The following is a 21,351-nucleotide window of genomic DNA, read 5'->3' on the forward strand; positions in this document are numbered from 1 at the left end:
AATTCCCATATTATTATGAATATTTTGTATTCTAGCTCGGCTTATCAGGGGGTATATATGATAAGAAAACATTCTTTAACCTCACATCTGACAGCATCATATCCTTAATACGGGATTTTATATCATTCAGCAATTTGTATATATCATCGTTTTTATAACGCCCGGCATATTCATTGGCCTTTACAAAGCTGTCCAAGGCAGCATCATATTTTCCCTCATTGATATATACCATGCACATTATTCCATTGGCAATGGATTGGCTTCCTAAGAAATTGCAATGCTTGCAGTAATCAAGAGCCTTGACAAGATAAGCTTTAGCTTTGGAATAATACTCCATATCGAAGGCGGCGCGGCCGGCATTTGTATAAAAAACCTGCAAGCCTATAAATATGTTTTTTTGCTCGCAAAGCTTTATTGCTTGTTCAAAGCATTCTATGGCTTTAGTATAATTTTTCTCCCGCCGGTTTATCTCACCAATGTAATTAAAGCAAGCAGCTATACTTAAAGTATAATGCTTACCGCTTAATTCTAATTTTTTAAATAATGATATTGATCGTCTAAAGAAACTCTTAGCTTCTTCAAAGTTCAATATCATTGAATTATATACTCCAAGAAATCTATAAGCAATGCCTATGAGCTCTTCTATATTATGTTCTTTGGCCGCGTCAAGAATTTTATTGGAGTAGAAGGCTACGGTTTTAGCATTGTTTATTTGTATGCCGTAGTAAACCATTTGGTGATAGCCTTTTACGGCATATTCAACATTATGGATCTTATACGATAATTGTATCATTTTATTGATATAACCTGTTCCATTTCTATAATCCCCTTGCCATATACAATATTGGCCTTTTATGTGCATAACCATCATATTTGTTTCGTACTGATTTTCAAGGTTTCCTCCTTCAATCCTGATTGCTTCTATGAGAGCATTGATTTCTTTTAAATGGTTGTCCATCTCTTGCTGCGTCATATAACAATCGTTAATGCCCAGATAAATATCATTCAGTGTGGGAAACAACTCATTTTTCAACGGGAAATATGTATATATAAGCTTCACTCTATAATATAGAGTTTTTGCCTTGTTGCCCCCATTAATAAAGTGATATATCAGCAAAGGATAAATAGAGCTGTCTGTAAATTCATTTTTCAAGCCGGTCTCTATAATGAGTCCTGCCTTATTATGCATTATGCTCTTCTTTGAAGAGGAAAGCTTTGAATACACAAATTCTCGAATTTTTGCATGTGTAAACCTATAACAGGGATATCCCGAATGTTCTGAAGAAATTTCTTCAATGATAAACTTGTTTTGAAGCTCTTCCATAATATCTGAAAGCTCCATTTCATTTTTATCGCTTAAAGATAAGATAAGATCAAAATTAATATGAGAAAAGAATACCGATAATATATTTAATATCTTTTGCGCTTCATCGGATAAATAAGATATTCTGGTGCTTAAAATAGCTTCCATACCTCGGGACAAAGCTGTCAAACCTTCACCGCTCTTTAGCAAATTAAGGCATTCGGTTATGAAAAATGCATTGCCTTCGGTTTCGGCATATATTTTATCCGTCAATTCTTTATCTGCCATGCCTTGGGGCAACGTGGCAGCAGAAAATTCCGCCACCTCATTCCTGGTAAACCTTTGAATTTCAAGCTTGGTTATGAGATGATGCCGGGACAGCTCGGATACAAAGTATGAAGTGCGTTTTGAATATTCATTGCGACTAGTCATTATGAACAATATTTTTTTATTTTTATCAACAGAAATAATCTTTGAAATAATGTTAAGGCTTAGGCTATCGATCCATTGAATGTCCTCAATTATGATCAGCAGCTTATTATCCCGGCTCCAAATAGAAAGAATACCAGACATTACTTCCTCCACTATACCATAAGCAATAGTATTTGGATTTAGCAATGCTTCACTGCGATAGTTTTCTACATTTTCCAATACTCCGGGAAAGAGGCTTGCAATTATATTGACCCAGGCTTCGGGTATCTTAATGTTTTTTCCCTCATATACCTTAATTATTTTTGTTAAAATGGGAGTCCAGGCCCTCAGCGAATATTTCTCTTCGTTGGCATTGCAATCGGTTCTGAGCAGAATCATATCCTCTATATCTATTTTATTTAAAAAATGCTGAAGGAGGGCGGTTTTGCCTACCCCTGCTTCGCCTACGAGCATAAAGGATTGAGCATTTGTACCATTTAAAAATGAAGCAAAGAGATTTTGCATAAAAGATAATTCTCTTCGCCTTCCATAGAAAAAACTTTTCCCATTGGTTCTAAGATATTCCGGCCGGTGATTTTTGGCCTCCAGGAGTTTTTTATACAGCATAGCGGTCTCCGCATCCGGCTTAACTGAAAGCTCCGTTTCCAGCCTGTATTTCAATTTGCCGTATAAGCCCAAAGCGTCATTTATCAAACCTTCCGCTTCATAAACCTTCATCAAGGTCCTGTAAGCCTCTTCATTAAATTCGTCTATTGATATGTACTGCTTAAGATATTGCTTTGCATCCTTGTAATTTTTTTTGTTGATCGAGCTGGTTATTATATTATCTAATTTTGACTTGTATAATTCATTAAAGTAATCTCTCTGCTCAAATATCCATGAATCAAAAAGATCTGAATCCTTAATGGAAAAGCCCTCTAAAAATTCACCCTTATATAAAGGCAAGGCCTCTTCATTGTTGGTTAAAGTAAATATTTGTATATCTGCTTGTATTTCTATATTGGGATTCAATGCTACAAAATCTTTCTGAGGTGAAAGCAGAACATCCTTCCCTAATACATTTCTAATATTATATATTGAATTTCGTAAATTTTTCCTTGCTTTCTCTGATTCAACATCCGGCCAAAAAAGTGCGGACAGTTCATCCTTCAAGGCTCTCTTTTTAATAACCAAATAATAAAAAAGTGCTTCTGCTTTTTTGAAGGGAAAGCTTGTCCTGTTTTCGTTAAGATAAATCATTGGAGTCCCGAAAAAATGTATATAAATCCTGTCCATTCGGCATTCTCCTTTAAAAATCTCTATTTGATTTTACCGCAATAATTCATTGCTGATCTGTTGTGTCGACTGATATAAGAGTTCATTAACCCTATGCACCCTTACAAGCTCTTGGCCCCGGGGCTTTTGCAATCGCTATCAGTCAGCACACCACAGTTTATGCAGTGGAATCTTATTTAAATATCATCGCCTTTGGTCATCGTCATAATCCTCATCAGGCAAATCCTTGTAAGGTGAACATTCCACCAGCTCCCTCACATTGCTCATGCCTCGCCTCCAAAGATATATAACATAAAATACAAACACAGACATAATATAGTATCTTTGAGAAAGCAAAATAAAGTCATAAATCCCATGCAAAGCAATAGGAACTATCAAGCCTAACCTGAAATATTTCTCTCTATAGGGCGTTCTGGCAAACTTCGCTATCCCTAGGTAATATCCCATTGCCACACCAAACATGGCATGGGCAGGGACAGCTGTAAGCGAGCGCAGAAGCGCAACACTAAATCCGGTAGATAATACGTATCCTATATTTTCTATAGTGGCAAATCCTAAAGAAACAAAAACACTGTAAACTATGCCGTCATACATCTCGTTGAACTCATGATTGCGCCATATAAGAAGATAGAACATAAGAAATTTGAAGCCTTCTTCCACCAGACCCGCTACAATAAAAGCCGTATAGCCTGCAGCCACCAGGTTTCTATTTGCTGCCGCATCAAATATATTCAAGCGCATCTCCACCAATAATACAGGAATAACAGCAAGGGCTCCAAGAAAAAAAGCCTTGACTAAAAGATGTCTGGGTTCCTTTTCATATTTATCCTTTACATAGAAAAAATACATTAACGCTATCGATGGAGCTATAGATGCCAATAATAGAACCATGCCTTACCTCCTTTTTCTATTTAACCACTGAAGGTCACCGAATCTTTCACTAAATTTCACTAAAAGGTTGTTATATTTTACACATGCTCATTTTATTATTTTTTTAACAATTTACAATAAGCTTTGTCTCTTAGCTTTTCACTTTTCACTATTCACTACTGTATAATTTACATTTAAACCGTTGAAATATTTGATGAATTCGTCTCTTTCAATGCCTTCCATAGGAGTAGGCTTGCCATTGACAATATTTCCGGGAATAATTTCAATGTTGGATATATTGCCTTTATCATCAACTGTAACAGTAGCCATTATAGTTTTGTTGCTGATATCAAGCTTTGATTTTGTAAAAATGAAATTCCCTAAGCTGTAGAAGATGGGTTTATCCTTGTATATCTCAATCCCCTGAACTACATGAGGGTGATGCCCCATGATTATGTCAGCCCCTGCATCTATCATGCTGCGGCCTATGTACTTTTCCTCATCTCTTATTTCTGTTGATGCTTCCTTCCCCCAATGTACGGACACGACCAGCACATCGCAATTTGCCTTCATTTCCTTGATAGCCCTTACAAATTCCTGTTCGTGAACCTTGTATGCGCCCACTATACCAGGCTTATTCCTTTTCGCATACCACTCAACCACAGGCACCACTTTTGTAAAGGCCAAAAATCCTACCTTTATACCTTTCCTCTCTATTATCGTTCCTTTATCCGCCTCTTCCCTGTTTATGCCTCCGCCTGCATAGGAAAGCTCATGCTTTTTAAGATTGCTCAAGGTATCCAAAAAAGCATCCATGCCAAAGTCCAATACATGATTATTAGCTATGCTGACAGCAGAGAAATTGTTGGCCTTTAATGCCTTCAAAACCTCCGGCCTGCCTCTGAAGGTATACTGCTTATCCTCTGCAGGCTTGCCGCGTCTGGATATGGAGGTCTCCAGATTGCCCAGCACTATATCGCTTTTTTTCATTATAGGACCATAGCCTTCAAATACATAGCCGTCTCCATATTTTTTCATGGAAGCCTCTACATTCCAATAAAAAATCATGTCACCTACCATAGAAATTGTAATTTCATTTTTTTCTTCAGGCGACACAGCTTCTGCATCATCGGGAGGAAGGATGCCGTCATCAGGCCCTGCAAATCCGGCGCATGATACTATAGCAAAAACAAATATCGAAAGCCATAATATGAGCAATGACTTCTTCACAAAAACACCCCTGTTAATCATCATCTTCCTTTTTAAAATCCACCTCGATGACCCTGGATGGGTCTACACCAGTCTTGATAACTTTTTCTTCATATTCGCTGAGTTCAGATTTTATGGCATTCCAGACAAACAGCAGCACCGCAGCATCGTCCAATATGCCTAAACCTATTATGAAGTCAGGAACAATGTCCATAGGGAATATGAGATAAAATAAGCCCCCAAAAATCAATAGCTTTTTAAAAATAGAAACTTCTTTATCCTTTATATACCTGATCAAAAGCTTGATTTTTTTCATAAAAGAAAACTCCTTCTATTAGGCTCCAAATTTTGAAAGCTTCATGGCATTGGCAAGCAAATAATTTATTAGGTATTTGCTTTGGAACATCCCTAAGCTTCCTTTATTGCAGTCATTCTCAGTAAATCTGGAAGCATCGTCAAAACCGCAGAAGTCCGAATGTATCATAACAGGCACCGGATGCCAGCTATGCCCTTTCATTGCCGCAGGTGTTGAATGATCACCCGTAATGCACAGCACATTGGGCTTCTTCTCAAGAAGAATGGGCAATGCTTTGTCAACGGCTTCAATGGTCTTAACCTTTCCCTGGAAATTTCCGTCCTCTCCGAAGCTGTCCGTATATTTTATATGTATAAACAAGAAATCATATTTAGAGCAATTGTCTTTATATACATTGAATGCATCCTCAGGAGTATTGCCTGCATCCAAAACATTCATGCCGACAAACTTTGAGAGTCCTCTATACATGGGATAATGAGCTATGCAAACAGTATTAAGTCCAAATCTGTCGCACATGCTTGGGATCCTCGGCTTTGCAGAAAATCCCCTCATCAGAAGAGAGTTGGCCGGCTTTAGATCCTTTATCACCTTTCGTGCTTCCCTGAAGAACTTATTTACTATCTCTGCAGTAAACTTTGCATTCTCTGACAGAGGTTCAACATCCAGAGGCCTTTTCCCCTCCATCAAAGGATCTGAGTCCGTAAGCTTATCGCAAAGGTTTTCACCCCTGAACATGACCACAAATCTGTGCTGCAAGCCCGGTCTGATTATTACCTCCACACCGTCTACGGTTTTAATATTATTGCTCAATATCTCACATATTTCAACACATTTCTCCGTAGGAATCCTGCCTGCTCTTCTGTCGGTTATTACTCCGTTTTCATCTGCCGATGCAAAATTGCATCTTGCCGCTACGTCTCCATCCTTTATATCCATATCCATGCCCGCAGCTTCCAGCATCCCTCTTCCTATTTCATACTCCAAGGGATCATAGCCAAACAAGCCTAAATGCCCAGGGCCGCTTCCCGGCGTGATGCCCGGCAGCACAGGTATATGCCTGCCTAATGCAGATTCCTTGGCCAGTTTATCCAGGTTTGGAGTTATTGCATACTCTAAGGGGGTTTTTCGTCCGAAATCCTTATTGGGTATATCTCCAAGCCCATCCATAACAAGCAGCACTATGTTGGCATTATTGCGCTGAATCAACTTTTCTACCAATTTATCATTGTTGTCCATATGGTACCCCTTCTTTCATTCTTGCTGTCTACATTATAACAATATACTCTCTAATTTTGTACATTAGTCAGCAAATTTATTCTTTATTTAAACAGGTTGAGCACCACGGTGGTGAAGCCGGAATGCTCGGCTAAAATTTTGAAGCCTATCAGCATGAGCACCACACCGCCTGCGATCTCCGCTTTTTTCTTAAATACACAACCGCATCTATTGCCCAAGTATACCCCTCCAAAGCAGATCACGCAGGTTATCGCACCGATGATCAGAGAAGAACTGAGTATGGAAGCTTTCAAAAAGGCAAAGCTTACTCCTACTGCCATAGCATCTATGCTTGTGGCTATTGCAAGCATGAAAAGTACTTTGTTCTGCAACGGATCGGAAATATACTCGCAATCGTCGTCCATAGATTCCTTGAGCATTTTTGCTCCGATAAAGCCTAACAGCACAAAGGCTATCCAGTGGTCATACTTTTCGATATAATCCTTGAATCCTATTCCCAGCAGCCAGCCCAATATAGGCATCAAAGCTTGAAAGCCTCCGAAAAATAAAGCTATCTTGGCTCCATGTCTCGGCTTAAGCTCCTTGATCGTTATGCCGCTGCTCACAGATACGGCAAAGGCATCCATAGCCAGTCCCAAAGCGATCATTACAATAGTTAAAATATCCATTTCTATCCCCTTCCATACTTTGTCCTGCACGCATAAAAAAAGACTTAGGCGCAGCAATAGCTGCGCATAAGTCTCATTGTTTCAGGTATGCCAGATGTTTCCATCAGTATGTTGACATTACCCCGCAAGTATTTGCGGCAATTACTCCCCTATGCTTATATAAGCAATGATCGGCATGCATGCATATCCTTTTGTCTATAGCTATATTAAACTATATGTATCATATAGTCAATACGTCAAGAGTGCTTCCTCAAATCAATTCTTGATTAGATTGTCAATGCAGCTGCACCCACCACGCCGGCATCTGTTCCTAATTTTGCCTTTATTACCCTGCACACTTTTGCATTTTGCTTTAGGGCCCTATCATTAACAGTTTCCATCACCTTATGATATAACATATCCCACTGATTTGATATTCCACCGCCTATAGCTATCCTTTCCGGGTTATACATGGCCATTATATTGCATATTCCTATGCCCAGATAAAATGCCTCTTCATTGATTATGTCCAGTGCAAGGCTGTCTCCCCGTCCGGCGGCTTCAAAAACATGCTCCGCCTTTATAGGTCCATCCCCTGACAATTCTTCTATCAATGAATGCCTGCCCATATCAATAGCCCGCTTTGCAAATCTTGCTATGGCCGTACCGGAGGCCAGGGCTTCAAAGCAGCCATAATTCCCGCAGTTGCATTTTTCCCCGTGTATATCGATGACAACATGACCAATCTCTGCCGCACCGGAGCTGGCTCCATGGTAAGGCTTTCCCTCTATTATCACGCCTCCGCCTATCCCAGTGCTAACAGTCATATACACAAAGTTTCTTGCATCCCGCCCTGAGCCGAATAAATATTCCCCATAGGCCGCCGCATCGGCATCATTGGCAAGCTTAACAGGTATATGAAACTTTTCTTCAATGATTTCTGCAAGAGGTATATCCCTCCATCCCGGAAGGTTTGTAAGAAAGATTACCTTCCCTATATCGGCATGGATCAATCCGGGTACACCTATTCCAATGCCCAGCAAATCCTTTTGTTTGATATTGGATTTTTCAAGAGCGGTCATTATGCTGTCATTTATTTTGTCTATCACACCTTCCGGCCCTTTATGTGCATCCGTAGGCCTTTTCACTCTGGCTATAATATTGCCCTTGTCATCTACGATGCCTACTTCCAGCTTTGTTCCCCCTAAGTCTATGCCGCAAGCGATCTTACTCATATTTACACCTCTTGTCTAATGCCCGGAAATAATATTTCCGATATAATCAGCAAGCTCATTTCATCCGGCTCCTCAACTTCCGGCTTTTGCTTACAATATCATTGTATCTAAACATTAAGCATTTTCATATAGTATTTTACTTGCAATAATTTTACCTAAAGGCTAGAAACTCTTATATATTGCAAAATTATCTTATAGGGTTATATGCGTTACCCAGCAAGTCCTTCAACTGGTCATCCGTCAAATCTATATGATAGAACTCTTTGTAGAATTTCTTCGCTTCTTTTTTCATATCATAGTCGAATACATCAGGATAAAATAGATTTCCCATCCATTTCAGGCCGATAAGCCTATTGACTGAATCGGGCCTGTCATACCAATTAAAGGGGCCATGGGGGATCTCATAGACCTTCTTATTCTTTACCGCTTTTACTCCTGCCCATCTTTTGTCATTCATTATCTTGCTCTGAACTTTATGCTCGCCGCTTGGATCTGACCCTACAAGTATCACCTCAGGGCCCCAGGCCAACACATTCTCAATGGATACAGGGCTCTTGCCATAATCCGTTGTGGTGCTTATTCCCGCTACGTTCAGGCCGCCTACCATATCGGAAACCAGTGTTCTTATGGAGTTTCTTCCTTCTGTCTGCAAGCCTTCAGCGCCTTCGGCGTAGTATATCCTCACCTTTTTTTGCGGCAGCCTGCCGGCCTTTTCTTTAACTTCATTGATTATCGCTTTTGAATAATCAGCTAAAGCCTTTGCTCTTTCCTTCTCATTTACAATATCGCCTACAAATTCATAGGCCTTATAGGATTTTTCAAGGTTGGAGTCGACCATCACAATAGGTATGTTAAGTTGTTTTTGGATCTTCTCCACAGTAGAGATCGCGGTTTTATTGATAGTGCCATATGACAATATAAAATCAGGCTTGGCCTTCAGTATCTCCTCGATATTGCCGGTATTGTTTTTGCCGAACCAGCCGCCGAGGACAGGCAATTTTTTGTATTTGTCCGGTACGAATTTCAGCTCCCTTGGGGTAAATTCATAATTAACTCCCACTATCTTATCGGGACACAGAGTGTATAAAAGTATAGTGCCTGAAGGACCCATTGAATATACTTTGTTTACTGCTTCAGGAACAGCTACCTTTCTTCCCGCCATATCAACTATGGTTCGGGTTTGATTTTCAGTTTTAGATGCATTGACTGTAATAACAGAGAATATAAGTGTAAACGCTATCAATAAGGATAATGCTTTGATTGATTTTTTGTTCATTCTTCTTCTCCTTCCTAATTATAAGAATTCATAAGAGGTATGCATAGCTTTGCTTTTCTCCTATTGGGCATGTCTGCATCCACCATCACCACGTCTATGCCGTAAAGGCTTTTCATGCTTTCTTCGGTGATCACATTCTCCGGCGGTCCGTAATCTATTGCATCCCCTCCCTTCATCAGAACAACCTTAGACGCAGCAGCCAGGGCATGTTCCGGTCGATGGGACGTCATAACCACAGTCAACCCCTCTTCTACCAGCTTTATAATATATTCAAGCACCCTTGCCTGATTACCGAAGTCAAGATTCGATGTGGGCTCATCCAATATAAGTATTTGAGGTTTCTGAGCCAGGGCTCTGGAAATCAATACCATCTGCCTTTCCCCTCCGCTGATCTCCGTATAGGATTTGTCTTTCAGATCATCGATTCCCATTTTCCTTAAAATATCACAAGCTATATCTCTGTCTTGCTTTTTAGGCATTCCGAAAGTGCTCATATGTACTGTTCTTCCCATCAACACTACATCCAAAACAGAGAAAGGAAAAGGCGGAATATGCTGCTGCGGCACATAGGCTATAGCTTTGCCGAATTCTGCGGGCGACCATCCCCCGGTGCTTATGCCATCGATCAGTATTTCTCCCTCCATAGGCTTCAATATGCCCAATACTGTTTTTAAAAGCGTTGTTTTCCCTACTCCATTTGATCCTAAAATACATAAAGACTGGCCTTCATCAACATTGATATTCAACTTGCGTCCTACAACCTTTTTACCATAGCCGAAGGTCAAATCTCTTATTTCGAGCTTCAATTCCATCCCCTCCTTGAATACATCAAAAGGTAAATAAAAAACGGCGCCCCCAAGATCGAGGTCAATATACCGAGAGGAACCTCAAGAGAGCTTGCGCATCTTGCTATATCATCGATAATGAGCAGGAATGTTCCCCCGGTTACGACAGCATAAGGCAGAAGCTTCTTATAATCAGGGCCTGCAACGGCTCTTGCAAGATGAGGTATCACAAGGCCTATCCAGCCTATTAATCCGCTTACCGCGATGCAGGAGCTTGTCATTAGAGTTGCACAGATGATCACGATCATCCTTAATCTGTTTATATTTAAGCCCATTGTTTGAGCCTCTTCCCCGAAAGATAGGACATTAAGCTTCCATCTCAGCAGGTAAAGAGGCATAATCCCAATAATAAAGCAAGGCAGAAGCATATAGACATCTGTGTCTTTTACGGCAGCCAGGCTTCCCATAAGCCAAAAGGTTATCTCCGGCAGCTTCCCATAAGGATCTGCAACAAACTTGGTCAATGAGACTAAAGATGAAAAAATAGTCCCTACCAAAATGCCTGTCAACACTATCATAAGGGCGGCATCCCTTCCTCTTATGCTTTTGCTTATGATATAAGTAATAAAAACCGATACCAGGCCAAATACAAATGCAGAAAGCTGTATAGCTGCAATTGACCAGGAAAACAAAATCCCTATGCAGGCCCCAAAGCTTGCACCTGCAGAAGCTCCAAGTATATCAGGGGATATCAGCGGGTTTCTGAACATGCCCTGATATGCAGCACCTGAAGCAGCTAATGCGCCTCCAACCAAAAATGCTGCTGTAACCCTTGGCAGGCGGACTTGGAAAATAACAGTCTCCAATGCCTCGTCAACAGGCTTGTTGAGACCGAATAGTTTATTTTCAAGCACATTCCATATGTCTCTCAAGCTCATGGGATATCTTCCAAGGATTATAGACATTATAAAAACTATGATAGGTATGAGTATCAGAAAGTATTTTCTCCTTTTATAAGCTTCATCCAACATACTATACTCCTTTAGCCATTTTCACTGAAAAGCTTTATAATTATCAGAGCATAAGCCGTTTTCGACTATTATTATATTGCTGCGTTTAATATTAGGAAGATAGTAGGCCTTTCCTTTCTTCTTCAGACAAGCTTCAGAATGCTTCTTCAACAAATCATCATCTTTTATATCAAAGTAATGCTCCATAAAGCTTTTGTACTCTTCCATGCTGTCAATAGGCTGGCCAAATTCGCAGTTATGCTCAATATTATCAAACACTATATTGTTCTGTTCAAGAAAATCAGATACGCTGCTTAAGTTTTCTCTCTTCATATGGGCCTTAACCGGCTTAAAAAAGCGGCTAATGCCAAAGTTATCTCCAAATGAGCTAGTAGGAATGATGCCTACTACATACTTTCTGCTAAGCCTGGCCAATTTAAAAAACTCCTCTGTACCAAATCCGCCGCAGTAGCATATAAAAACTATATCGTATCTTTTTTCAGGCTTGTGTTTTTTCCAATCGCAGGTTATAGGCTTTATATTGCTCGTCCCTTGTTCACTGCACTTTTTATTCAGGAATCCAATGGCTTCTTCGCTGATATCCAAAGCCGTAACAGAATTTACATAAGGAGACAAGGCTACGGACAAATAGCCTAAGCCGCATCCTACATCCAATACATTCGAGCTCTTGTTCAGAAGGTCTCTCTCATTGCACTTCCTTGCTATACCTTCATAGAAATCCGTCAAATGGGCTGCCTTCTCAAACCATTTGATTTTATATTCATTCCACACAAACATGTCCTTCATATCCTAACAATTTTGAAATTTTATTCGGTATTTCGCCTCTGTTTTCTTTTGTTATTTCAAGTATTTGTATATCTTTTCTTTCCCTTAAATGATTTAAAAAGCTTGATGACGCCGTTTTAATCACTCCCAATACAGGTATGTCCGAGTCCAAGCATTCATAAACCGCTTCCTGAAAAGGATAGGCATATTCCTCAAAAAAACCTAATTCATCCATTATGATTAGGTCAACCTTATCCTCTAAAGCTTTTTTTAATATACGGACGCCCATATCATTAAAGGTGTCCGGTATAGGCATCCAGTTGCCTTTTTCATCCTGCTTTGCAATATATGCGGGCATGGCAGTACCGCTGATGCTTAAAGGCTTCATTGAAAAACCTATCAACTTATCGTCATGGGTCATGCGAAATGTACTGAATCCTCCGACAGTCCCCCTGAAGCTGTCTAAATAAGCATTTAATGCTGTAGTTTTGCCGATATGTATGCTGCCCGCTAAAAATATGTTCTTCAACCTTTATCCTCCTGAGTCAAATAATACTTCGTTATACTAATGAAAGTATAACGCAAAGTCAAAGCTTTGTAAACCTTTAAGGGGATTTTCTAACCAGCAGCCGCCTTAGTGCTTCAATAAGCATAATCATTGTCCCCAATTTGAAGCCATACATAAATGAGGATGCAGAGTGCATGTGATCGATCTGAAAACGTATGTCCAGCAATTCTTCAAGAGCTAAGTAGTCATCCTTTGATAGCTTTTCTCTCCAAACTTCCATAGTATCGGATATTTTTTGATTTAATGGCCAATATTCCAGATCTTTAGAAATGATCGATTCATCCGGATATATATTGCCATCAATCTTTTTGCAAAGGCGGTCATCCGTGAAAGACGCATTCCATTTGAAATTGCAGCCAGTGACGATCCTTTTTATTCGGAAAAAAATCAGGCAAGACTGAAAAAATCCCTTGAACAACTCAATGCTGTCAGAGGCTCCGTTTTAAAGCGTACTCTTTTTTTGGTATTTTGCATAAATCATAAGGTCATCATGCTCTTATCTTTTACAATATTTCTATCAATTCCTTTGACGTGTTATAAAGTGGAATGCAGCCGTCCTTCGTTAGGATCACCGTGTCTTCAATCCTTACACCGCCATAATTCTCAATATATATGCCAGGCTCTATCGTAAACACCATATTTTCTTCAAGTACGGTATCTCCTCTAGAATCCCTTGACAATACAAGCCCATCATTAAAGCCGTGACCCAAAGCATGTCCGAAATATTGTCCATATCCCGCTTTTTCAATCACATCCCTTGCTGTTCTATCAGCTTGAGTACCCGTCATGCCTGCTCTGATAAGCTTGACTGCTTCCAATTGAGCCCTAAGGACCGTATCGTATATCTGCCTTTGCTTGTCCGTAGCCTTCCCAATGACTATTGTTCTCGTCATATCGGAAAAATATCCTTCATATATGATTCCCATATCGATTATAACGAAATCTCCGTTTTCAAGCCTTTTATCCGTAGGTTTCCCATGAGGCATGGAAGACCTTTCGCCTGATGCTACAATAGGCATAAAGAAATAGGTCTCGCCTCCAAGCTCTATGATCTTGGATAATATAAGCGCATTGATTTCCTTTTCAGTCATTCCTGCTTTTATTGTTTTGATTACATGCATCATGATTTCATCTGTGATCTTGCATGCTTCCTTAAATAGCTCCAGCTCATCTTCCGACTTGATCACTCTTAATTTATTTAGCATCTTTGCTCCATGTATAAATTCTGTCTCAGGTACATTTTTTTCAAAGCTTTTGAAGGCTTCAACAGTCATAAAATCTTCTTCAACAGCTACAGTTTTGTAAGATTTCTCCTTTAAATAATCATAAATCGTATAGTCCTTTCCGATTTCAATAAGCTCATATCCGGGGCACTCTTTGGCTACTTGTTCAAAATACCTGAAATCCGTTGCAAAGTCACTGCTTTTTTCACTTATAACGGCATAGCCTGTACTGCCTGTGAAGCCGCTTATATATCTCCTATTGATTGGATTTACAGATAAATACGCATCAATCTTTTCGTCTCTCAATAATTTTCTAAGCTTTTCTACACGTTTCATCATATTTATATCATTCCTTTCATTTCGCTCAAGGCCCAAAACTATATGTACGACCTTGGCTTCAAGTATGTAATCCTATATTAGTAACCACTAACTTCAGCTTAAAAAGCGCCGCGGTCACAAAGGCAATCATCGTATGACACAAATGCTTCTAACAGCATTATACAACATGCCCAAAAATAAGGGACCCTATAATACAAAACTTTACCAAAGTTCTTACATTTTACCTGGCAAAGTGAAATCACAAATAGTAATCGAGCTTCTGAAAGGAAAAAATTAACCATTCGCATGGACAGAGGACTCAGGGAACAGGCAGAACAGCTTTTTTCTGAATTGGGCATGAAATGACAACGGCATTCACCGGTCTCGTTCGACAGGCTGTTCGGTAGGAAAAGATACCTTTTGAAATTTCTTTAAATATTTCCAACGCTGAAACAATAACAAAGCCAATAGAATAAAACGTGACCCAAATGCAAAACGCTATTCAAGTTTTAAAGAACTGGCAGCGGAGGTCCGGAATGAAGTATGAGATTTTCCTTGAATAATCTATCTCATACTGCTATAATAACTATCAAAATACTAAGATTATTGAACATTATATGCATTAAAAGCAATGACGGAGAAAAGTAAGCAAGAAGAGTTTATTGCAGAGAGAAGGTATCATCGGCTGAAAGTACCTTTAACAGACTGCTTGCCCAAGTTCCCTCCTGAGCTGCTGCTCTGAACTGTTATCAGGATTGACTGTGAAAAACTATTTGTAAGTATCAAGCAGTCTTTCAAATGTAGGAGCTGCCGGTAAAAACCGTTATATTGCAGAGAGTTTGGAGAATATAACCGTTTTCATAAATCACAGGGTATTTATACCGGAGATAGAAGAAAACCGTCAGTATTATCTGAAGAATCCGGGTGGTACCACGAAAAATGCCTTCGTCCCTTTTTTTGGGGATGAAGGCTTTATTTATTTTTGAATTACACCAATTGGATTAATGGAAGGGGATAATAGACATGATCGAGAAAATCCGTATTTTAAGAGAAACTGCTCTTTGTAAAATCAAAGAAGCCGTCAGCAATGCAGAGGTTGAAGAACTCAGAGTAAAGCTTCTGGGAAAAAAAGGTGAATTGACAGAAATGCTTAAAGATCTCAAAAACATGGCTATAGAGGAAAGAAAACTGTTCGGTCAAGAAGCAAATGCGTTGAAAAATGAGCTAAGTGAATCCTTGGAGATAAAATTTAAGGAGCTAAGCGCAAATGATGTGGAAAGATCCTTGAACAGCAGCTCAAGCTTCGATATCTCATTACCGGGCACTCAGTTCAAGTTGGGTTCACTGCATCCTGTAACTATTGTCCAGAAAGAAATTGAAAAAATATTTACAGGAATGGGCTTCAATATTGTTGATGGGCCTGAAGCAGAAGAAGAGTTCTATAACTTTGAAGCATTAAATATACCCAAGCATCACCCCGCAAGGGATATGCAGGACACCTACTGGCTTGAGAACGGCTCGCTGCTGAGGACGCATACTTCTCCCTGCCAGGTCAGAGCAATGCAGAAATACGGAGCTCCGTTAAAGATCATTGCACCGGGCAGATGCTTCAGAAATGAGAGCACCGACGCCTCCCACGAGAACACATTCTTTCAGCTGGAAGGCATGATGATAGATAGAAATATATCTATCGCCAACCTCATATATGTTATGAAGCTTTTACTGTCGGAGGTATTTAATAGAGATGTGAAAATAAGGCTCAGGCCGGGCTTTTTCCCATTCGTCGAGCCAGGCTTTGAGCTGGATCTGAACTGTATGATATGCGGCGGCAAAGGCTGTCCCACATGTAAGCACTCAGGCTGGGTAGAGCTGCTGCCCTGCGGAATGGTCCATCCAAATGTTCTGCGTGCCGGCGGCATCGACCCCGAGGAATACACAGGCTTTGCATTTGGCCTGGGACTTACCAGGCTTGCAATGATGAAATATGGAATAAATGATATACGCGTTCTCAATTCGGGTGATTTGAGGACAATGGAACAATTTTCGGTAAGGTAGGAGGGAAGTAAATTGAAGATATCATTAAATTGGTTAAAAGATTATGTTGATTTGGAAGGCATCGATATAAAGAAGCTGTGGTACAGATTTACAATGTCTGCAGCTGAAGTTGAAGAGATTGAATTCATGGGTCAGGATATACAGAATGTTGTCGTCGGCAAGGTTTTGAGAGTTGTTCCTCATCCCGAATCAAAGAAGCTTAAAATAGCTAAGGTTGATTCAGGTGATGAAATACTACAGATAGTTTGCGGAGCTCCAAATATTGCTGAAGGTATTTTAGTCCCTCTGGCAAAGATAGGCGGCTCGGTAAAGAAGCTTCCAAATCTGGAGAAAGTTAAATTAGCCGGAGTGGAAAGCTTTGGAATGCTGTGCTCAGCTCAGGAATTGGGCATCAGCGATGACCACAGCGGTCTCCTTATACTGGATGGCAATCATGCGCCCGGAACCGACATCAAGTCAATAATAGATATTGATGATGTCATTGTGGAGATTGATAATAAATCGCTTACAAACAGGCCCGATCTGTGGGGGCACTACGGTATCGCCCGTGAAATTGCAGCGATATGCAGCAAGAAATTGAAGCCCATGCAGCTGGATAGTCTGGAAGCTGCAAAGGATAAACCAAAGCTTGATATAACTGTCGAGGATACGAAGAAATGCCTGAGGTATTCAGGTTTGAAAATTGATGGGATCAAGAAGCTTGAAACCCCAATGAATATGAAAGTAAGATTGTTCTACTGCGGCATGAGGTCCATTTCACCCCTTGTCGATTTGACGAATTATCTGATGCTCGAAATGGGTCAGCCGATGCACGCTTTTGACAGCAGCCAGGTTGAAAGCGGTATAGTTGTGAGGACCACAAAGGAAGCTACAGCTTTTAAAACCCTTGACGGCTCGGAAAGAATGCTGCCCGAAGATGTTTTGCTTATTTGCAACAAGGAAAAGCCTGTGGCGATAGCAGGAATAATGGGCGGAGAAAACTCAGAAATACATGATAAAACTACTTCTATCCTTTTGGAATCCGCTGCCTTTGAAGGCTCTTCCACCAGAAAGAGCTCAACAAGAATAGGCCTTCGCACCGAGGCAAGCTCCCGCTTCGAAAAAATGCTTGACCCCAATATGACTGTTGCTGCAATACAGAGATTTATCAAGCTGTTGAAGGATATACAGCCAGATGTTCAGTTTGCATCTGCTTTAACCGACATCTACTGCAACAAGCTTGAACCTATTGATATTGAAATCACAAAAGCATACATTGACAGATATATAGGAAACACCTTGGACATGGAAAAGATGGTTGATATTTTAAGATCATTGGATTTCAAGGTTGATGTTGACAATGATACCTTGAATATCAAAGTTCCAACCTTCAGAGCTACTAAGGATATCACTATGAAGGTGGATATCATAGAGGAAATCACCAGAGTATACGGCTATGACAATATTCAGCCACAAACCCTGGATACTGCATTAAAACCCCTTCAATACAATGAGGGAAGGCTGACAGACCACAAAATAAAAGAGCTGCTGTCAGAAAGGTTCGGTGCCAGTGAGGTAAATAGCTACATCTGGTATGACAATGCCTTCAACAGCAGAGCAGGCATAGAGACCAACGGTCAGGTCAAGATCTTAAATCCCCAGTCCCAGGACTCAAACACCCTGAGAGACAGCATGGTTCCTGGAATGCTGGCTTTTGCAGAAAAGAACGAGAGAGCTTATGATAATTTCTCGCTGTTTGAAATCGGCAGCGTATTTAAGGCAACTTCTCCAAAGGATAAATGTGAACAACATAAAAATATATGTGTTCTTGCTGCCAGCAAAATCAAAAGCGAAGATGAGCTTTTCTATGATTTGAAGGGCATGATCACCTTTACTTTAAAAGCTATAAAGAATACCCGGCTTGATTTTGCGCCCTGCACAAGCGAATATAATTGGGTGCATCCTTTGAAGTCCGTTGATATAAGCCATAATGGAAATCTGATGGGATATATTACGATTGTGCATCCCCTTATTAAAAATAATATAAGCAAGAAGCTTAATATCGCCGTTCTTGAGATCAATAGAGATGCGCTTCAAGCCATAAATTCAGAGGTAATTAAGTACAGGGAGCCCTCGAAATTCCCTGAAGTTGTATTGGATTATAGCTTCCTTGTCGATAACGGAATCACTTTTGATAAGCTGAAAGAAGATATAAGCGCATACAAGTCGGACCTGCTCAATGGCTTTGAATTCGTAACCATTTACACTGGAAAAGGTCTCCCGGAGGGAAAGAAGAGCGTGACCTTCAGATTTGTCATCGGCTCAAATGAAAAGACCTTGTCCAGTGATGATATAAACGCATTTTCAGAGAGTTTTATAGATTATATGAGAGCAGTAGATTATCCGTTGAGGTAAAATCACTTAAATTCATTCTCATCATTATAAGGCGAAGCAGCAAACACCTGAACAGATTTAATTCCCCATTTTCATATTCATAATAAGCATGCAATCTACACAATGCAAGGGGCGGACAGCTTAAAATAGAAACGCTGCAAAGTTCTGCCTGTCCGCCCCTTGAAAAAATTTCAAAAAGAGCCGCCCAACGCCTTCTATAATGACTCATTGATTATCATTTCTGTCAATTCTTCCGTAATTTTCATTATCAGTTCTATTTCTCGTTTCTCAGCATTATCTACATGTATTCCGCAGGAAGCGGCCACATTTTTATTTAATGCGGAAGATAATTTGTGTGAAACATACCTTGCTACCTCATCATCCTTATGTCCAATTAAATTGAGTACAGAGGTTGTGGCACTGATAATGTTTTTATCCGCTAAGCTTTGCCTTGGAGTGCTTAAGGTCACGCAGCCTATATGGGGCTTATCGCCTCCCGTGATGATTACACACATGTCTTCTCCCACCCCAATTAGCTGCATAGTGATCTTAATTCTTTCTTTTTCTAATGAAAGTACTTTCATACATTCACCTCTGTTTTAAATTATGATCGATTTATCCACAACTTTTAGAAGTCCTCTTTCAAGATGCCCCGCCATCTTTTCCCTTTATCATAGTCAACACCAAATTGGTCAAGAATTTTCATAACTGTATGATTTATAATATCTTCTATAGATTCCGGTTTGCTATAAAATGCAGGCATTGGCGGTATCATTTTAACCCCGAGCCTTGATAGCTTCAGCATATTTTCAAGATGTATTACACTTAATGGGGTTTCACGCGGACATAATATTAATTTTCTATTTTCTTTTATCATGACATTGGCTGCTCTTGAAATCAAATTATCATCATAACCATTCGCAATGGAGCTAAGTGTTTTCATGCTGCATGGCAGGATAATCATTCCATCTGTTAAGAATGATCCGCTGGAAATGCTTGCTCCCAGATTTTGATTGTCATGCACAATTGTTGCCAAGCTTTTTACATAATCTAAAGAATAGTCGGTTTCAATTTCTAAATTTTTTATAGCCCATGTGCTCATAATAAGATGAGTATCTATATGCTCCATATACTTTAGTGCTTCTAATAGCTTTACAGCATAAATAGTTCCTGTTGCTCCGGTTATTCCAATTACTATTTTCATCTTATACCTCATATTTAATCATTTAGTTACAGACCAGACCTCTTAGTCATCCTGAATGAATGCAAGAGGAATGAAGGATCTGCAAATCCTGAGCTTTAAATCCTGAGTTCCGACCATTATTTACATATGGGCCTTCTATCAAAATCAGTCAGATACTGACATCCGTCTTTTTTTACCAGAATAGTATCCGTAATCCTTGGTCCTCCTATTCCAGGTTTATATATAGTGGGAAGCAGCATATCTACTACCATATTTTCTTCTATTGTTTGATCCAAGTTCTTTCCTAAAATAGGATAAAACTCTGATTGTCGGATTCCCACACCATAGCCGATATGCTCGATAAACATTTTGCCATATCCCTGTTCGTCTATATATCGATATACAGCATCATAGACCTGTGAACTTTTCACCCCGGGAGCCAGAGCATTAATCGCAATTTCTTGTGCTTTGATCAGCGCCTCATATATCTTTATGGTTTCCTCTTTAACATCTCCCATAAACACCGTACGGCACATCTTCGCCGTATATCCCTTATAAGAGGCTCCTAAGTGAATAACTACAGGTTGATTATTTTCAATAATATAATCTCCCGCATAGGGGTGAACTAGGAGCTGCCTGTCATGGCGGAGCACCTGCATTCTGAAGCTGGAACCCTCTGAACCCGCTTTTCTCATGGCATACTCTGCTTCCGCAAGGATATCTGTCTCTTTTACATCAGGCTTTACTGCATCGATTGCGGCTTTCATTCCATGGGATAAAAATTCCGACGATTTTTTTATATATTCAATTTCCTTTTCGCTTTTAATAGAACGGATTTTATAGCAAGTTTCTGCAATATCTCCTATAATGATTTCCGGTACTTCTTGTTTCAAGCATTGAAAATCCTTCAAGCTTATGAAGTAGCGGGTAAAACCTACCTTGGGATTATCGATGTTCAAGCTCTTAAGCCACTGGGCTGTTTTTAAACTAACATTTTCCTTTGGAAACATATAGGGAATAACATTCTTTATTCCGCTTGCTTCTCTTACATAGCTTGCCTCCAGCCATAAACAAAAAAGCTGGGGTTCTCCTTCTGAAGGAATAACCAAAGAGCCACCTTCTAAGTCTTCAATGCCTGCAAAGTAGATCAGGTTTTCTCTATCCATGATTATAGCTGCATCCATTTGCAGATGCTTCAATTCTTTTTGCAAAGCGCTTATCCTTTTAGCAATCTCTTCTCTCATCTTCATG

At 39.9% G+C, this 21,351-nt stretch carries 19 protein-coding genes and 1 other annotated feature; of the genes, 2 read left to right on the top strand and 17 right to left on the bottom strand.

Annotated features, from left to right (window positions below; translation table 11 throughout):
- Positions 1-31: 31 nt before the first annotated feature.
- The 14 genes from AC4HCY_RS17860 to AC4HCY_RS17925 form a co-directional block, all read right to left on the bottom strand.
- Positions 32-3,010, bottom strand: coding sequence for an AAA family ATPase (locus AC4HCY_RS17860; RefSeq protein ID WP_323431525.1), 2,979 nt, complete (start codon positions 3,008-3,010; stop codon positions 32-34).
- A gap of 183 nt (positions 3,011-3,193) precedes the next feature.
- Positions 3,194-3,901: a PrsW family glutamic-type intramembrane protease gene (locus tag AC4HCY_RS17865; RefSeq protein ID WP_323431526.1), complete on the bottom strand. Its 708-nt coding sequence runs from the start codon at positions 3,899-3,901 to the stop codon at positions 3,194-3,196.
- Positions 3,902-4,039: 138 nt separating this feature from the next.
- On the bottom strand, positions 4,040-5,110 hold the full coding sequence (locus tag AC4HCY_RS17870) for a CapA family protein (RefSeq protein WP_323431527.1): 1,071 nt from the start codon (positions 5,108-5,110) through the stop codon (positions 4,040-4,042).
- A gap of 13 nt (positions 5,111-5,123) precedes the next feature.
- Positions 5,124-5,405 (bottom strand): YkvA family protein, encoded by a 282-nt coding sequence (locus tag AC4HCY_RS17875; RefSeq protein WP_255226387.1) that lies wholly within the window; start codon positions 5,403-5,405, stop codon positions 5,124-5,126.
- Positions 5,406-5,423: 18 nt separating this feature from the next.
- On the bottom strand, positions 5,424-6,641 hold the full coding sequence (locus AC4HCY_RS17880; RefSeq protein WP_491094787.1) for a 2,3-bisphosphoglycerate-independent phosphoglycerate mutase: 1,218 nt from the start codon (positions 6,639-6,641) through the stop codon (positions 5,424-5,426).
- Positions 6,642-6,724: 83 nt separating this feature from the next.
- Positions 6,725-7,309: a manganese efflux pump MntP gene (locus AC4HCY_RS17885; RefSeq protein ID WP_323431529.1), complete on the bottom strand. Its 585-nt coding sequence runs from the start codon at positions 7,307-7,309 to the stop codon at positions 6,725-6,727.
- A gap of 266 nt (positions 7,310-7,575) precedes the next feature.
- Positions 7,576-8,523: an ROK family protein gene (locus AC4HCY_RS17890; protein ID WP_323431530.1), complete on the bottom strand. Its 948-nt coding sequence runs from the start codon at positions 8,521-8,523 to the stop codon at positions 7,576-7,578.
- A 187-nt stretch (positions 8,524-8,710) separates the two neighbouring features.
- On the bottom strand, positions 8,711-9,799 hold the full coding sequence (locus AC4HCY_RS17895) for an ABC transporter substrate-binding protein (protein ID WP_323431531.1): 1,089 nt from the start codon (positions 9,797-9,799) through the stop codon (positions 8,711-8,713).
- 14 nt (positions 9,800-9,813) lie between these two features.
- Positions 9,814-10,611, bottom strand: a complete 798-nt coding sequence (locus AC4HCY_RS17900; RefSeq protein WP_491094788.1) for an ABC transporter ATP-binding protein — start codon at positions 10,609-10,611, stop codon at positions 9,814-9,816.
- On the bottom strand, positions 10,602-11,615 hold the full coding sequence (locus AC4HCY_RS17905; RefSeq protein WP_491094789.1) for a FecCD family ABC transporter permease: 1,014 nt from the start codon (positions 11,613-11,615) through the stop codon (positions 10,602-10,604). Before AC4HCY_RS17905 ends, AC4HCY_RS17900 begins: the two co-directional genes overlap by 10 nt.
- 21 nt (positions 11,616-11,636) lie before the next feature.
- Positions 11,637-12,386: a class I SAM-dependent methyltransferase gene (locus tag AC4HCY_RS17910; protein ID WP_323431534.1), complete on the bottom strand. Its 750-nt coding sequence runs from the start codon at positions 12,384-12,386 to the stop codon at positions 11,637-11,639.
- The gene (locus tag AC4HCY_RS17915; protein ID WP_491094790.1) at positions 12,376-12,909 is read right to left on the bottom strand and encodes a nucleoside-triphosphatase; all 534 of its coding nucleotides are present in this window, start codon (positions 12,907-12,909) and stop codon (positions 12,376-12,378) included. Before AC4HCY_RS17915 ends, AC4HCY_RS17910 begins: the two co-directional genes overlap by 11 nt.
- A gap of 76 nt (positions 12,910-12,985) precedes the next feature.
- A complete protein-coding gene (locus tag AC4HCY_RS17920; protein WP_323431536.1) occupies positions 12,986-13,366 on the bottom strand; it encodes a DUF6809 family protein in 381 nt (126 codons plus the stop codon).
- Between the two features lie 85 nt (positions 13,367-13,451).
- Positions 13,452-14,510, bottom strand: coding sequence for a M24 family metallopeptidase (locus AC4HCY_RS17925; RefSeq protein WP_491094791.1), 1,059 nt, complete (start codon positions 14,508-14,510; stop codon positions 13,452-13,454).
- Between the two features lie 601 nt (positions 14,511-15,111).
- Positions 15,112-15,445 (top strand) — a binding site (T-box leader).
- 67 nt (positions 15,446-15,512) lie between these two features.
- Here AC4HCY_RS17925 and pheS point away from each other — a divergent pair.
- Both pheS and pheT read left to right on the top strand, forming a co-directional pair.
- On the top strand, positions 15,513-16,544 hold the full coding sequence (pheS, locus tag AC4HCY_RS17930) for a phenylalanine--tRNA ligase subunit alpha (RefSeq protein WP_491094792.1): 1,032 nt from the start codon (positions 15,513-15,515) through the stop codon (positions 16,542-16,544).
- Between the two features lie 12 nt (positions 16,545-16,556).
- Complete coding sequence (gene pheT / locus AC4HCY_RS17935) at positions 16,557-18,938, top strand: phenylalanine--tRNA ligase subunit beta (RefSeq protein ID WP_491094793.1); 2,382 nt, start codon at positions 16,557-16,559, stop codon at positions 18,936-18,938.
- 194 nt (positions 18,939-19,132) lie between these two features.
- Here pheT and lpdD read toward each other — a convergent pair whose 3' ends face one another.
- The 3 genes from lpdD to AC4HCY_RS17950 all read right to left on the bottom strand — a co-directional run bounded on the left by lpdD (position 19,133) and on the right by AC4HCY_RS17950 (position 21,344).
- Positions 19,133-19,501 (bottom strand): prenylated flavin chaperone LpdD, encoded by a 369-nt coding sequence (lpdD, locus tag AC4HCY_RS17940; protein ID WP_491094794.1) that lies wholly within the window; start codon positions 19,499-19,501, stop codon positions 19,133-19,135.
- Between the two features lie 44 nt (positions 19,502-19,545).
- Complete coding sequence (locus tag AC4HCY_RS17945) at positions 19,546-20,121, bottom strand: UbiX family flavin prenyltransferase (protein WP_323431541.1); 576 nt, start codon at positions 20,119-20,121, stop codon at positions 19,546-19,548.
- Positions 20,122-20,237: 116 nt separating this feature from the next.
- Positions 20,238-21,344, bottom strand: a complete 1,107-nt coding sequence (locus tag AC4HCY_RS17950) for a M24 family metallopeptidase (RefSeq protein ID WP_491094795.1) — start codon at positions 21,342-21,344, stop codon at positions 20,238-20,240.
- Positions 21,345-21,351: the final 7 nt, after the last annotated feature.

This window comes from Lutispora sp. QWL-02, assembly GCF_058315355.1.